This is a genomic window from Gemmatimonas sp., assembly GCF_044376735.1.
GTDB lineage: Bacteria > Gemmatimonadota > Gemmatimonadetes > Gemmatimonadales > Gemmatimonadaceae > Gemmatimonas.
The window spans coordinates 1-14,743 of the sequence record NZ_JBILKJ010000065.1 but is presented as its reverse complement, the minus strand read 5'-3'; the positions used below and the strand labels follow the sequence as shown (position 1 = coordinate 14,743).

At 65.1% G+C, this 14,743-nt stretch carries 7 protein-coding genes; 4 read left to right on the top strand and 3 right to left on the bottom strand.

The window, feature by feature from the left end:
- Window positions 1–6,081 (bottom strand): cell surface protein SprA (gene sprA, locus ACIRA7_RS10270; protein WP_396220748.1); only part of this gene is annotated, 6,081 nt, incomplete at its 3' end.
- Window positions 6,082–6,211: 130 nt separating this feature from the next.
- On the opposite strand from sprA, the gene ACIRA7_RS10265 reads away from it, so the two are divergent.
- Genes ACIRA7_RS10265 through ACIRA7_RS10250 form a run of 4 tightly spaced genes read left to right on the top strand, consistent with a single transcriptional unit; the run spans window position 6,212 to window position 10,646 of the window.
- The gene (locus tag ACIRA7_RS10265; RefSeq protein WP_396220747.1) at window positions 6,212–7,861 is read left to right on the top strand and encodes an LptF/LptG family permease; all 1,650 of its coding nucleotides are present in this window, start codon (window positions 6,212–6,214) and stop codon (window positions 7,859–7,861) included.
- Complete coding sequence (locus tag ACIRA7_RS10260; protein WP_396220746.1) at window positions 7,858–8,943, top strand: LptF/LptG family permease; 1,086 nt, start codon at window positions 7,858–7,860, stop codon at window positions 8,941–8,943. The genes ACIRA7_RS10265 and ACIRA7_RS10260 overlap by 4 nt, the downstream gene beginning before the upstream one ends.
- Window positions 8,943–9,737, top strand: coding sequence for an MlaE family ABC transporter permease (locus ACIRA7_RS10255; RefSeq protein ID WP_396220749.1), 795 nt, complete (start codon window positions 8,943–8,945; stop codon window positions 9,735–9,737). Before ACIRA7_RS10260 ends, ACIRA7_RS10255 begins: the two co-directional genes overlap by 1 nt.
- Before the next feature lie 21 nt (window positions 9,738–9,758).
- A complete protein-coding gene (locus tag ACIRA7_RS10250) occupies window positions 9,759–10,646 on the top strand; it encodes an MlaD family protein (RefSeq protein WP_396220745.1) in 888 nt (295 codons plus the stop codon).
- An 80-nt stretch (window positions 10,647–10,726) separates the two neighbouring features.
- On the opposite strand, the gene ACIRA7_RS10245 is transcribed toward ACIRA7_RS10250, so the two are convergent.
- Together ACIRA7_RS10245 and ACIRA7_RS10240 are read right to left on the bottom strand one after the other, a co-directional pair.
- Window positions 10,727–11,113 carry a four helix bundle protein gene (locus ACIRA7_RS10245; RefSeq protein WP_396220744.1) on the bottom strand — a complete coding sequence of 129 codons (387 nt, stop codon included), beginning with the start codon at window positions 11,111–11,113 and terminating at the stop codon, window positions 10,727–10,729.
- Between the two features lie 219 nt (window positions 11,114–11,332).
- Complete coding sequence (locus ACIRA7_RS10240) at window positions 11,333–14,596, bottom strand: carboxypeptidase regulatory-like domain-containing protein (RefSeq protein ID WP_396220743.1); 3,264 nt, start codon at window positions 14,594–14,596, stop codon at window positions 11,333–11,335.
- Window positions 14,597–14,743: the final 147 nt, after the last annotated feature.

Sequence of the window (14,743 nt, the reverse complement as noted above, 5' to 3'; positions counted from 1 at the left end):
CGCGTTCGTCGTGAGTCCCCCCAGGAAGGCCCAGGTGATCGCACCCGACAGTGGCTGACTGCGCGCGGTGGTCCGGCTGCGATCGGCCAAACCGCCCGTCTCGTTGGGGATCGTCGTTTCCTGCTCGCTCACCAGATAGCGCCCGTTCACGTTCAGCATGGTGATCACCTTCCGCAGCCGTACCGGCCGCCAACTCCAGCGCACGGAGTAATCGGGCTTCACCCGTTGCGTGCTCGTGATCACGGCCTGGAATCCGTCCAGGGTCCGTCGCGTCCAGGTTTCGGTGGTGCCGTTCTCGAGCCGGGACTGGACGGTGAACGAGAAGGGCAAGTTCAACGCACCGGTAGCCGTCGCGCGCCGCAAGCGCCCCGCGGTGGTGGACAGACGCGAATCGAGCCCACGGAACGATTGGATACCGCCCAGGCCCAGTTGATAGCCCCAACCGGGAATGAACGCCGTGTTGTCGTAGTTCGAAGTGAGACTCTGCTGCCACGAGACATCGATGGGCGCGAACATCCGTCCCAGTCGATTGCCCAGCGACTTCTCCGGTGTGCGCGACGAAATGAGGCGGCCGAGGTCGAACGTGGTGCCGGTACTCAGGGTCTGCGCCGCGCCCATTCGCTTCGGCAGGCGATAGGCTCCGGTGGAGTCCTGCACGCGCAACAGGGCGCGCGCATTCGGATCCTTGTTCAGGTTGAACGTGGAGTTGAAGTCGAGACGCGGCCGCAGCCATACGGCGAGCGTGGGCTGGAAGAGGAAGGCCGAGGTGAGCGATCGCTCCCGCTCGAGCCCCAACGTCGTGCCCAGCAGCTGCAATCGCTCGGCGGCCGCCGCCTGTCCGCGATCGGTGCTATCCGGCAGGAGCGACGTGGTACGATAATCGCGCAGGTCGAGCAGCTGACGCGCATTCATCGTGGCCGTGAGGCCGGCGGACGGGCGGAATTCCAGCGTGCTGCTGTTCTGCCAGAAATGCGTCAGACCATTGGTGACCTGACCGGTATCCGTCGGGGATTCGGCCGCCTTCGTGTACGACGTGCTCGAATTCGCGTTGCGCGCCAGCGAGCTCGACAACCGGAACGCCGTGGGCGCCCAGCGGAATCGCTGCCCGCGGACGTTGCGGACGGCGTCACTCTCCCGGAGCCCGCGCGGCAGGATACCGAACAGCGCATCGAGCACGCGCGGCAGCTTCGACTCGCGGCGATCGCCAGCGAGGTTGAGCGATGCCCCGAGGGCGTAGGCGTTGTTGTTCGCCTCCTGAAACGCGCTTTGCGACGCGGCATTCGACCACGTACCGTTGAGCGCCAATCCATTCACGAGCGGCGCATACCATCGCCCCCCCATCGGGGTGGCCCGCCGCAACGCCAGCGAATAGTTCACCCGCCGATCGCTCGGATTGCGGAGCCCGTCGATGCCACTGGCCCGCACGTCAGTGCGATTGATGAACAGCTGATCGACCCCGGAGCCCACGTAGTCCACACTGAACGGCATGACGATGCCGAGCCGCGACGGCAGCATCCGCTCCAGATGCAGCGTGGTACCCACGCTCACGCCGCTCGTGGTGAGGAACGACGGCGTTTCATTGAGCTGACGGAAGTTCGGATCGCGACGACTCACGTTCATGCGGAAGTCAGCAAGATCGCCGGCATTCACCGCGAGCCCGAGCTCGCCGGCGAATCCGATATCGTCGACCACATCGGTCAGGCGGATATCGTTGACCCACAGTTCAAGCGTGTCGTTGCTCATGATGCCCGTGCCGCCGCGCGGCATACTGTCCACGCGCACGAGTCCAACCGCCATTTCCTGGACACCGGCAAGATTGGGCGGCGTGACCGTCGGATCGGCGCTGTAGACGATGTACCCGTCCTGACAGACGGCGTATCGCCGCACCGCCACGCCGCGCGGCAGACCGGACCGCCGGATCAGCGCCAGATCGGCACCGGAGCACGACACCGAATCCGTGGAGCCCTTCAGAAAGTTGTTCTCGAGTTGCGCGCGAAGCATCTGGAACTTCTGCAGATCGACGCGCACCTCGGGTTCCCAGGCGCTGAGCCCCACGCCGGCGTTCACCGGTGTGCGATACATGTAGAAGTTGTTCTCATCCCGACCGATCTTCACGTAGCCATTCAACTCGCCGTTCTGTCCCCAGCCGTTACCGCGGCCGCGCATCCACAGACGAAGCGTCTTGTAGCCCATGAAGGTCTTGGTGCCCTCCTGGAAGCGAAAGAAGGCCTCGGCACGATCGAAGGGACGGAACTGCCGGCCCGGGATACCCGCCTGCAGTCGCAGCGCGCTCTCGTTGACCTGCAGCCGGTTGTTCTCGTAGCCGGTTTGCCGATTCTCCGGGGCTTCGACCACACCGGGCGGCGGTGTGTACGGGACCAGCGAGGTGGAGTCGAGGGTGCCGATCACGCTCGCGATCACGTAACCACCCACCACGCCCGCCGAGTCGCCGGCCATCCCCGACAGCGGCTCCGTGCTGCGCTTGAGCCACGGCGCGCCCACCAGCTTCAGTCGGGTGAGCGCCACGCGCACGAAGGCGTCGTCGGCCGACTCCGCGCTGGACACCATCGTGAGTCGCAGCGCGCGTACGCGTCGGTCGTTCGGGCTGTTCTGCTCTTCGGCCGGCGCACGCCAGTTGATGCGCACCTGCACCCAGCACAGGGAATCGCTCACCACGCCGTTGAGCGTGGAGTCCTGCTGCTGATAGCACTTGCCCACGCGCGTCCAATTGCGCGTATCCGCGAGATCGACCACGAAGCGCTTGTACTGCTCCTGATCGATGGCGGCGTTGGGGATGTTCAGCTGGCCGTCAAGATCGAGGTCTTCTTCATCGAGTCGGTTGTTGCGCGCACCACAGTTGGCGCGGCTGTCGCCGAGGACCTGCACGATCTGCACTGCCTGGGTACAGATGGCGACTTTGTTCTGCGTGGAGATCACCGGCGACGGGCCAGTGCGATTCACGACCACGATCGTATCAGCGACGTCGCCGGGCAGACCCTTGTCGTTCTCGGCCGCATTGAAGGCGCGCGAAAACGGATCGCGCTCGGAATCGAAGCGATCGAAGCCCACGAGCCGCTTGCCGCGATAGGTGGAGTCGGCGGGCAGCCCCGGTCGTACCGGTGAGTTCACCGTGAGCGTCTCGGGCGCAAAGGCGACGCTGTTCTCGCTGATTTCGCCGAAGTCGAACACCAGCGTCGGATTGCGCTTCACCTTTGCCTGCTCGGACTGCACGAGCACGAAGAACTCGATGTTCTCCGTGCGCGAGAGATCGGCACCACTGGGATTGATGACCGTGCGTAGCGAGCGCCAGCGACGTCCCGTGGGCGTATTGCCCACGAGACTGTTGTCGCCAATCGTCCAGGCGAAGCGGCGCTTCGCCGTGCCGGGCTCGAAGTCGAAGATGCCGCCGGTTTTCAGCGGATAGAGCGTCATCCACAGCAGCTGCTCGGGTGCCTGCACACCACCGCCCACGATGCGCACCGAGGGATCGATCTGCTGGATGTTGAACTGAATGAAGTTGCCGGCGACATCGACGCCATTGTTCTGGAACGCCATCGTGGCCGCCCGGTTCACCGCGAACGTGCTGCTGCCGACGCGCGCCGCCAGGGTGTTCCCCAACGACGGCCGGGAGCTGTAGTACCACGCGCCTTCGGAGAGCGAGATACCAGGAATGCCCCCTTCCCCCTCGAACGATTCGATGTAGGCCTGCCCAGCCGCGTTCGGCTGCGGCTTGCTCATCGCGAACTCCCCCTGCAGACTCACCCGGGAGGGCGTGGTGCTCTGCTTGAACGGCAACCTTCCAAGCGCGCGCGTGAGCAACGGGGCGTCCCACGCGAGGTTGCCGGTCATCCCGGCCACCAGCGATCCCACCGGCTCGAATCCGAGCGGGGGTCGGTTGAAGCCCGAGCGCTGGCTCTGCGAGATCGCGGTGAACGCCAGCTGCCCGTTCTCGAGGGGGAACTGCGACGCGAACCCGAGAATGGTGGTGGGCGCCGCCGCGAACAACGGGTTCTCTTCGTAGCGCACCGACACCTGCCTCGGCGTGGCGAACAGCGTGTCAGGGCGATTGAAGGTGATCATGCCGAGGTCGTAATCGATCTCGTAGTCCGTCGTCTTCGTGAGCAACCGGCCGTCGAGCGACACGCGCTCGGAGTTGGGGCGCACCTGAATCGTGCTCAACTTGATGGACTGCGTGCTGCCGCCGCCTTCGGAGAGGTAGCTGGCCACCATGCGGTAGATCACCTGCGGTCGCTGCGCCGAGTACAGATACTCGTTGGGATACCGATAGAGCGTGTCGTTGGCGGGATTGGCGAGTGGCTGCGCGAGTCCGCCGCGCGCGAACGGCTGCAGCGACGGATAGAACACGAAATAGTCGCGGATCAGCTTTTGCTGTCCGTTGCCGCCCGCGAACGACGCCAGCTGATTGGGATCGTTGGGACGCGGCCAGACGCGATTCTCGACGTCGAATGCCGCCGAATTGGTGGCCTGCGACAGGCCGAAAAGCTGCAGATACGTTTCGCCGCGCGACGCGTCGATCGGCTTCTCCTGATCGCCCGATGTACCGGTCACGAGCTTGAGCTTGATCGTCTCGCGTTGCAGATCTTCACCGCCTAAGCGATACACCGACTTGAGCTCGCGCAGGAAGTACGCGGTGTTGGTGGGCTGGAGTTCCGGCTCCCAGAGCAGGTTCGCGTACTGTGGCTCGGCGGTGAACTCGATGTCGGGTGTTCCGCCGGTATTCACATTACGCCCCGGCGTGCCGTTGACGTTCACCTCGTAGGCTACGACGAGCCGCTCGTTGTTGGGATTGAGCGGGCGCACCAGCGCGATCCAGAGCTGCGACGGATCGACGTAGTAGTGCACGTTCTCGCGCAGCAGTTCGTAGATCTGCCGCGACGGATTGCGCGCCCCACGCACCGAGAACTGCGGTCCGCGTGGGTTCTGGTTGGCGGCGCCGATGAGCTGTCGGTACACGTAGAGCCGGGTCGGCCGCACCGAATCGGGAAGCGACGCGGCCAGCTGCTGCATCTGCTGGCGGTTCAGCAGATCGATGTTCGGATAGCCGCCCAGCAGGCGCGGATCGATGGTGAAGAAGAAGCGGCGCGTCTCGACCTGAATGTCTTCGATGACGCGATCGACCTGCTGCTGCGACCGTTCGCCGATGGTGAAGACGTTGTCCTTGGACACATTGCCTTTCTGCTGCGCCACAATGGAGGTGAAGCGCATGGGGCCGATCTGTCCCGTGGCCTGGATGCCGTAGTTGCCCGACGGGATGCCCGAGGTGAGGAAGCGCGAGGCCGGCGGCTGGAAGGTGACGTTGCCGACTTCGAGCGTCTGGAGCGCTTCGTCCGACTTGCCCTGGTAGCGCACCGAAATGTTGTTGGACGCATCGAACTCGCGCTGCGAGTCGAAGTCGACATTCACAAAGACGCGATCGGCGACGACGCCGCCGGTGCGCACGTTGAACTGGAAGTCGAAGGCCGGCTGGAAGATGCCGAAGCAGTTGTTGCCAAGGATGGTGAGTTGCGCGGTGGTGCAGCGCTCGTTGCGGCTGCGCTGCACCTTCGACTCGAGGCGCGACTGGAGGGAGATCCCGAGGTCGCCGATATCGCCCAGCAGGTCGGTGGCGATCTGGGCGGCGGCATCGGCCCCCGGGCGACGCTGCGGGACCAGCGGCACCAGCGCTCCCGGGGTCGGGCCACTGTCGGTCCGAACGGCGACGGCGAGCGGCGAGGAGAGGCTGCGTGCCACGGTTAGTCCCCACCGGGCGACGATCCGCTCCTCACGGCGGCGGCGCGCCACGGCGACGGCGCGATCGGCGACACGGACCGGATCGGGGCGAAGCGCCGTGGCCGCCCCAAACGGACCGAAAACGGGGGGGACCTTGAGGCGCAGCGTATCAGCGGCCAGGCGCGCCCCTGCGGGCAGCGGCGCGGGCCCGGGAACGGTCTGCTGCGCCGCCAGCGATGTCGCCAGCGGTGACGCGATCAGGGAGACGGCCGTGAGCGATGCGATCGGCAGCGTCATGGACCAGGCCATGGGCAATGCCGCGAGCGCCCATGTCTGGAGCAGCCTGCGCACCGAACTCCGGTCGTGGGGTACCAGCGGCCAGCCCTGTCGCCGCGGTACGGTCAGAAACTGCGAGCGCATATTGTCGACTCTACGCCGACGCGCCCTTGATAATGCGGGTGGTCACCTAGGAATTTACGTCGTGAAGCTTATTACCCGCTATGTCGTGCGCGAGCACGTTGGCCCGCTCCTTTTTGCGCTGTCTGCACTCACGTCGCTGCTGATGCTGCAGTACGTGGCGCGTCAGCTCGCCAATTTGGCGGGCAAAGGACTCCCGTGGGCGGCCATCGCGAAGTTCTTCGTCCTGTCGTTGCCGTTCACGATCGCGATGACGATGCCGATGGCCGTGCTGGTGGCGACGCTGTACACGTTCGGCCGCATGGCCACCGAACACGAGATCACCGCGCTCAAGGCGAGTGGCGTGCGCGTCCGCACTCTGATGGCGCCGGTGCTGGTCTGCGCCTTCCTGCTGTCACTCGCGATGGTCGCGTTCAACGACCAGGTGCTGCCGCGCGCCAACCACGCGCTGCGCATCCTGCAGAGCGACATCGCCAAGACCAAGCCGACGCTGGCCTTGCGGGATCAGGCCATGAATGCGGTGACGGACCAGTTCTTCCTGCGCATCGCCCGCAGCGACGCGAACACGAACAAGATGTACGACGTCGTGATCTACGATCTCACCAAGGGACCGGAGCGCAAGACGATCTACGCCGACAGCGGCCTGTTCTCGCTGACCCCGAACGGACAGGATCTCCTGCTGCAGCTATTCAATGGCTACTCGCAGGAATTCGTTCGTGGCGATGCGCGGCGGCTGCAGCGCAGCTTCTTCCTGGACCAGACGGTGAAGGTACGGGGTATCACCCGCGGCTTCCAAAGCACCGGCGAAGACAACTTCCGCAGCGACCGCGAGATGACGGTGTGCGAAATGCACCAGCGGTACGCGTCCGACGCGATGGATTTCCGGCGGGTACGGCAGGAGTACATCATGTACGCCAGCCGACTCGTGGCCCCGGGCACCAAGACCATCCGCGCCCCCCGCGACCGCCCCGCCCAGGAAGGATTGGCGCGCTTCTACTGCGTGACATTGCCGTCGCTGCTGCTGCCCAAGACGGTCAAGGCGCAAGCCGCAGTGCAGCCCCCGGTGCAGCCCGCGGTGCCGCCCGCAGTGCCGCCCGCGGTGCAGCCCGCGACCGTGACGCCCATGATCGTGCCGACCGCCGACACGCTGCGCGATACCCTGCGCGATACGCTGCGCGACACCCTGCGCGACACGCTCGGGGTGCCCGTCCCGGCCGTGGCGCCGGCGCCGCCCGCACCGCCGGCGATCGACTCCATGACGACGTACCGCAGTGCGATGACGGCCGCCGACGCCCAGCTCATGGCCTCCCGCGAAGGGCTCGATAGCCTCACCGTGGAAATTCACAAGAAGTTCGCACTGTCGTTCGCCTGCCTGGTGTTTGTGCTGTTCGGCCCCCCCATCGCGCTGCGCTTTCCTCGCGGCGGGGTCGGCGTGACGATCGGTGTCAGCATCGGGGTGTTCGGGTTGTACTATGTGTGCCTGATGGGCGGTGAAGCGTTGGCCGACAAGGGGCTGGTGCCGCCATCGATCGCGATGTGGATCGCCAACGCCATTTTCACCGTGACCGGCATCGTGTTGCTGTGGCGAGTGGAATCGACCACGGACACGTCGCGCGGCGGCGGGATCCGCGACTGGTGGGCCGATCGCGGGGCGCGGCGTGCGCTCGCCGCGCAGATGAAGCAGGAGCGGGCCCAGAAGGCGGTGGGCGCGTGAGCCGTCGCTTCATCACGCCGCTGGATCGCTACGTGGCGGCCGAATTCACTCGCATCTTCGCCGTCACCACGCTGGGCTTCCCGGTGCTGGTGTTCGTGATCGACCTGGTCGACAATCTGCGCAAGTACACCGAGCGGAAGCTGGCGCTCAAAGCGGTCGCCCTGAGCTACGTGTACTGGATCCCGGACACACTGTTCATGGTCCTGCCGGCCGCCGTGCTCTTCGCTACGGTCTTTTCCATCGGGACTTTCACGCGCTACTCGGAGATCACCGCCGCGAAGGCCTCGGGGATCAGCTTCTACCGGTTCATCGCCCCCATTCTGGTCATGGCGACGGTGGCGATGGGGATCGACCTCGTGTTTGCCGAGCTCGCCCCGCCGGCCAATGCCCAACGCCTCAAGCTGCTGGCCGGCAAGGGACAGGATCGCGACAACAACCGGTACAACTTCGCCTTCGGCAGCGAGACGGGGCGCGTGTACCGGATCTACACGCTCGATGTGAAGCAGCGCCTCGTGGAGAACGTGGAGATCGAGGAGCGCGGCTCCGCGAAGCGGCCCGGGCTCCTGGTGGCGGCCAAGAGTGCCACGTGGAACGACCGGCGCGGCTGGGTGCTGAAATCGGGGATCGTGCATGTCGTCCCCAGCGACTCCACCGACCGTGCCGTGGCGTTCGACTCGCTCGTCGACCGGCACTTCACGGAGAAGCCACAGGACCTGCAGGCGACCGAGCGCCAGCCGAGCGAGATGAACTTCGCCGACCTGTCACGGTTCATCGGCGCGCTCGAGCGCTCCGGCGCCGACGTCAACCTGCTCCGCGTGGAACGGATGCTGAAGTTGGCGATTCCAGTAACCTGCGTCATCATTGCATTGTTCGGAGCGCCACTGGCCACCAGTTCCCAGCGCGGTGGTGCCGCCTACGGTATCGCGGTCAGTCTGGCCACGACCATTCTCTTTCTTGTGCTCATTCAGTTGACGAAGGCGATCGGTGGGAAGGGGCTCATGCCCCCGGACATTGCGGCGTGGGTCCCCAACCTGGCCTGCGGGCTGTTCGCGCTCGTGCTGCTCTATCGGGTGCGGACGTGATGCTGGGCATGGATGTCGTCATCCGGTTGGCCGGTCGGCGCATCGGGGGGCTGCTGCGCGCGCTCGGCCGGCGCGCGTACTTCGCGCGCGACATCGTACGCGGTGTGCGGGACCCGGACACCTGGATCCCTGAAATGATCCGGCAGATGCGCACGATCGGCGTCGAGTCGGTGCCCCTCACCATCATCGTCGCCGCGTTCCTGGGCGGTGTGACGGCCTTCCAGACGCGCTACCAGCTCTTTCCCGGGGTGCAGCTGTCGGTGGTGGGACTGATTACCCGACAGAGCATTGTGCTCGAGCTGGGCCCGCTTCTGACCGCACTGGTGCTCACGGGCCGGGTCGGTGCCCGTATGACCGCGGAGATCGGGACCATGCGCGTCACGGAGCAGATCGACGCGCTGGAAACGCTGTCGTTCGACCCGGTGGCGTATCTCGCGTTGCCGCGCTTTCTGGCGGGCATCGTGATGCTACCGGCGTTGGTCATTCTGGCGAACACGACGGCGATTGTGAGCGCGTGGGCCATCCTGATCACCGCGACCGACGTACGCACTGCCGACTTCCTTGATGGCCTTCGTCTCGCGTTTACGACCTTCCAGGTCGTGTACTCACTGATCAAGGCGTTCCTGTTCGGTGCGGCCATTTCGTTCGTCTGTTCGTACGAGGGCTACGTGACCGAAGCGGGCGCCGAGGGCGTGGGGCGGTCCACCGCCCTCGCCGTCGTGATCGCGTCAGTGAGCATTCTGGTGCTCGATGCCCTCGTGGCTGCCGTTCTTGCTCCCTTCATTCAGGCCTGACGGCCTGCTTTCTCTCCATACATGACGACGAAACGACGCGACGAACTGCTGGTCGGTCTGCTCCTGCTGGTGGCGCTGCTGCTGGGGATCGGCGGGACGATCTGGATCGCCCGTGGTGGTCTCTCCAGCGGCTATCCGATGTTTGCGCGCTTCAAGTGGGGCGCGGGCCTCAAACAAGGCCAGCCCGTGCTGCTGGCCGGCGTTCAGGTCGGGTATGTAAATAAGGTCAACCTGATCCCCGACGGCACGATCACGGTGTCGCTGAAGCTGCAGAAGCAGTACAAGGTGCCGGCCGGTACCACGGCCACGGTGCAAGCCAACGGCATCTTCGGCGACCAGCTGATCGCCCTCACGCCGATCATCGGCCGAGAGGGCTACATGGCGGCCGGCGATACGATCCCCACCGGTGTCGGATCACCGGGCGTACCGGAATTGCTCGGCAAGGGCGACTCGATCGCGCTCAACGTGCGCGCATTGACCGACGAGGCGCGTGTGCAGTTCGTGGAAGGTGGCGGCGTCAAGGACGTGCGGCAGACGATCGCCGACCTCACGAAGCTGGTGGCGCAGCTCAGTGCCGTCACCGCCGAACAGTCCAAGCAACTCACGCTCACGCAACAGACGGTGCGCCGCACACTGGCCAGCGTGGATTCCACGAAGGTGGACTCGACGCTCAAGAATCTGCAGGCCACCTCAGCGCAGATCGAGCAGCTCACGCGTGAATTCAAGCAAACGAATGCGCAGGTTCAGGGCGTGCTGGACAAGGTGAGCAACGGCCCCGGGACGGCCGGCAAGCTACTGAACGATCCGGCGGTGTACGCGCGCCTGGATACGCTGCTGCTGCGGGTGGACTCGCTGGTGATGGATTTGAAGAAGAATCCGAAGAAGTACATCAATCTGCGGATCTTCTGAGGTCGAGAACTGCCAACGGCGAACTCCCTAGGAAGCAGGAGGGAGGGTATCAGGGGGCAGGAGGCAGGGGGCGCTGACAGTTAGCTGTCGCGCCCCTTTGGCTTTTCGCGCTTTGCCTTTTCCACGTAGTGCTTCCGCAGGCTAAACGTCATGCGGCGGACCTGGCGGGTCTCGTCGAGCGCTGCCTCGATGCCGCCGAGGTTGAGTCCCAGCTTGTCGGCGAGAATGAGGTGGCTTTCGACTTCGAAGGCCGACGACACGGCGTAACTCAGGAATCGCGCGCAGTCGGCGGCACCGGGTTGAGCAACGCCCTCGGCAATGTTGGAGGGGATCGAATCCACGGCGCGATCGATTTGCGAGCGGAGCCCTGGCGCCTGCGTGCGTTTGATGCCGCGGGAAATCCGATGCACGCGGACCGCCAGCGCAATCGCGCGATGCCACGCCTGGATGTTGGCCGGATCTTGCATGCCGCCGACGATACCCGGAGCTCGATCCGCGTGTGTCATCCGATCCACGCCCGCGCGTCCATCCGAACGCGGTTCCCCCCTGCCGCCTCCCCCCTGATACCCTCCCCCCTGCTCCCTAGGGAGTTTGCTGTTTGCAGTTCGCAGTTCTCACCCGTACCAACGAAAAGCGGCGCCGTCTCCGGCGCCGCTCTCCTTACAACCACACCAACATCGAGCCGATTAGAACGACAACCGCAGACTCGCCTGAATCTGATAGAACTGGCTGAAGTTCAGCGGCGTGAACTGCGGGTTGAAGTTGTTCGTGAAGGTCACCACCGGCACCTGCGTCGACGGATCGGCGCTGGTGAACGACTGGACCTGCAGCAGCGACGCGTTGCCGTTGGCCGTGGCGGACTTGATGCGTCCCCACTTGCTGTTCAGCAGGTTGGCGGCGTTGAAGATGTCGAAGCGAAGCGTCGCGCGCTCGCCACGGATCGACGGGAGCTGCTGTTCGATCGTCATGTCGAAGCGATCGAACATCGGGTTGCGGCAGGACGTCGGCTTCATGATCGTGCCGCGCTGCGAGTCGAGGCAGCTGTTGTCCTTGATGAACTGGTCGAGCAACGCGGCCTGCTGCGCCGGCGTGAGCACCACGCCCGCCACCGTCGTCTGCGAGAAGCCCAGCTTCGGATCGGTCGGGCCCGTCGGGATGTAGATCGGATCGTTCGCGTTCGAGCCGTCGCCATTCATGTCGCCGCGGCCACCGTTACCGGTGTACACGAACGAGTACGGCGTGCCCGACTGCTTGCTGTAGTAGAACGTGATGTTCGTCTGATTCGACTTCCACGGCGCGGTGTAGGTGCCGTTGATGAGCAGGCGGTGCGGCTGGTCGAACAGCGACGGGTTCACCGGCTGGTCGGACTGCAGCCCCGAGTACACGCGGCCGAACTGCCAGTTGGAGAGCGCCACCGAGCTCGACAGGTCGGTCACCGAGTAGCTGCGACCATACGTGTACGCCACCGAGCCCTCAAAGGCGCCGCTGAAGCGCTTGCGGAGCTGGCCCGTGGCGCTGTACGCATAATCCTTGCTCTGGTTGGAGAGCTCGATCACGTTCGAGCCATACACCGGGAAGCGCGGCGCGACGGCGGGAATGCCGGTCGCCGCGAAATTGGCGAACACGGTGCGGCCCTGCGCGTCGATGCGCCCCGTCTGCGGGATGTTGATGTTGTTGTAGAAGAAGCTGTTGATGGAGCGCGAGTACAGACCATCGAACGTCGCGATCACGTCGCCCGGCAGCTTGCGGTCGTAGCCAAGCGTGGCGCGGAGCAGCTGCGGGAACTTGAGGTCGGGATCGGCCAAGTTGACGGTGCCGAGGAACGTGCCGTCATCGAGGCTGCGGCCGGCCGAGCCGTCCGTCTTCAGACCACAACCACGCGGCGACACCGGCGTCGCATTGAACAACGGCGACACGCCGTTGCTCGCCGAGACACCGCCACCGCAGGTGAACTGCCCGAGACCGGCACCGGTGTTCTGGAACTGGTTCGACATCCACACGTAGGCCGGGATACCCTGGAACAGGCCGACACCACCACGCACCTGATTCTTCTGGTCGCCGGTGGCGTCCCAGTTGAAGCCGAGGCGCGGCGAGAACTGCAGGTTGCCCGACGGGAGGTCGGAGGTGCTGCGGCCGAAGTCACGCTGCACGGCGGCAGCGAACGACGGCTTGGTGAAGAAGATCGGCACGTCGATGCGCAGACCGAGCGTCGTGGTGAAGCGCGGCGTCACCGTCCACTGGTCCTGGATGTAGCCGGCGAGCTGCGCGGCCGTGAAGTTGGCCGCGACATCGCCACCGAGGCCACCCGAACCGGAGAATGAGGCCGGCGTGCGGTTGGCCACGAAATCGGCGAGCGTGTTGTACGTGTAATTGCCGTACGAGTTCTGCAGGAAGGCGTTGTAGGCCTTGTAGATCTCGTTGCGGGTACCGATCGACACGATGTGATTGCCCAACGGCATCGTGAAGTTGTTCTGGATCTCGTACAGGTCTTCACGCAGCTCATTGCCCTGCGAGCTGTTCTCCGTGCCCGCGCGGAAGGCGATGCCGGAGCCCGTGCCACCGATGTTCTGCACCAGCACCTGCGGCGCGAGGACATCCGACACGCGCTTGAAGCGCGTGGTCGTAAGGCCAACCGTGAACTCGTTCGAGAAGCCGTTCGAGAAATTCGTGAACGCCTGACCGACGATCTGGTTCGACTTCTCCGTGCGACGGAACCCGTTCGACGTGAAGTTGAAGGTGCCGAGCGAGCGGGAGAAGTCGAACGCTTCCTGATCGTTGTAAATGTTGCGGAGCACGAGACGCGTGTTGCCCGACAGCTGGTAGTCGAGACGCACGAAGGTGTTGAGCAGCGGGTTCTCGTTGCTGGTCAAGGCGCCGCTACCGGCCGCGATGCCCTTGCTGGACAGGTAGTTCACGAACGAGTCGACCTGCGCGGTGGTGATGCGCGCGGCGGCGACCGGAGAATTCACCAGGCCGGTGGGGGACGTCGGATCGTAGAACGGCCCCGACGACGGCGCCACGTTCTGGCTGGTCTCGACGGTGGCGAAGAAGCGCAGCTTGTTCTTGATGATCGGGCCGCCGAGGGAGAAACCCATCTGGCGACGCACGAACGGCGACGTGCGGAGGAACGCCGTGTCACGACCCATCTGCTGGTCGCGGTAGTACACGAAGGCCGCGCCCTTGAACTCGTTGGTGCCGGACTGCGTCACGGCGTTGACCAGCGCGCCGGTGAAGTTGCCTTGGCGCACATCGTACGGCGACACCAGCACCTGAAATTCCTTGATGGCGTCGAGCGGGAGCGCGCGGCCACCGACCTGCGCACCGACGGTCGGCGAGGCACCGAGACCGAAGCGGTTGGCGAGCGATACGCCGTCGATCTGGATGTTGTTGAAGCGGTTGTTCTGGCCGGCGGCCGAGATACGGCCGTCCTGCGACACGTTCACCTGCGGCGAGTTGCGGATGAGGTCCGTCACGTCGCGGTTGAGCGTCGGCAAGCGGCGCACCAGCGTATCGGTGAGGACCGTCTGCACGCCCTGACGGGTGGCCGAGAAGTCGGACGTGGTCGTCACCGCTTCCGTGCGGACGGCGGCAAGCTGCGTCGCCTGTTCCTTCAGCTGGAAGTCGAGGCGCGTGGCCTGCGTGAGGCTGACGACGATGTCGGTGCGCGTCTGCGGCGCAAAGCCGATCCGGCGCGCGGTGACGGAGTAGGTGCCGACTTCAAGGTTCGGGATGAAGAAGCGGCCGTTGTCGCGTGTGATCTGGCTGGCCTTCGCCCCATTGGCGCGATTGACCACTTCGACCGACACGTTCGGTACCGGGGCATTCTTTTCGTCCGTCACCGTGCCGGTGATCGCGCCCGTCGTCGTTCCCTGCGCCGCGAGCGGCGTGGTGGAACCAACGGCGAGAGCCGCGACCGCGAGGGCCAGGCCGAGCAAACGTTGGATACGCATAGATGCTGTTGTGTTCGTTTGGGGAGTAGACGTCCACCAGCGCCGGGCATACGAGACCGACACGGAGTCGGCGAAAGGTAGGGTGGCCGTTACAATCGGACAACCGAATGGTGTAACCGCTGCGTCACGTCCGACGGCCAACACCCT

Coding starts and splice junctions, on each gene's coding strand:
- ACIRA7_RS10255 (WP_396220749.1), top strand. CDS start 8,943: ATGCTGGGCATGGATGTCGTCATCCGGTTGGCCGGTCGGCGCATCGGG.
- ACIRA7_RS10245 (WP_396220744.1), bottom strand. CDS start 11,113: ATGCAAGATCCGGCCAACATCCAGGCGTGGCATCGCGCGATTGCGCTG.
- ACIRA7_RS10240 (WP_396220743.1), bottom strand. CDS start 14,596: ATGCGTATCCAACGTTTGCTCGGCCTGGCCCTCGCGGTCGCGGCTCTC.
- ACIRA7_RS10250 (WP_396220745.1), top strand. CDS start 9,759: ATGACGACGAAACGACGCGACGAACTGCTGGTCGGTCTGCTCCTGCTG.